Origin of the sequence: Dyella japonica DSM 16301 (assembly GCF_001010355.1) — a bacterium.
Classification (GTDB): domain Bacteria; phylum Pseudomonadota; class Gammaproteobacteria; order Xanthomonadales; family Rhodanobacteraceae; genus Dyella; species Dyella japonica.
In genome coordinates this window covers 1-436 of sequence record NZ_JPLA01000176.1, presented here as the reverse complement: position 1 = coordinate 436, position 436 = coordinate 1, and the positions used below count along the sequence as shown (strand labels likewise).

General features: G+C 42.7%; 2 protein-coding genes. Both read left to right on the top strand.

Translation table 11 applies throughout. The features are described 5' to 3' along the window. Positions 1–182, top strand: a 182-nt coding sequence (locus tag Y882_RS20655) for a hypothetical protein (protein ID WP_211259246.1), incomplete at its 5' end; no start/stop codon positions are given. After that, entirely contained in the window at positions 175–306 is a 132-nt protein-coding gene (locus tag Y882_RS20915; RefSeq protein WP_280136544.1) for a hypothetical protein, read from the top strand. The genes Y882_RS20655 and Y882_RS20915, both read left to right, overlap by 8 nt. Positions 307–436 lie beyond the last annotated feature (130 nt).

Below are 436 nucleotides of genomic sequence, written 5' to 3'. Positions count from 1 at the left end.
GGATTGTTAATCAGGATTTGTTTCAGGAAGCATTGAACCATCAGGCATGGCTCATGAAGAATGCTACCAGTGAGAAGGTACAGTGTGGTGCTGCCAACTCTATCCTTACTCACCTCCAGAAACCGAAGGATGCTGTTACTAATATCAATCTAGGATTTGAGAGAAAACTCTGGATTGACTGAACTCAAGAACACACTAACCCAGTTGGCTGAAGCTCAGAAAGCAGCTATTGAAGCTGGTACACCTACTAAAGTAATTGCAGGTTCCACACTGGTTCGAGAAGACGAGGATATTATTGATGTCTGAACTAATTAAACAGGAGTTGGATGGATGGCTAGACCAAGTGGACTATTCCGTTCTGAATACCCCTACGTATATACCAACCGAGTTTGCACTGACCTTTGCTAACTTTATTAAGCTGGTTAATGGTAAGGAG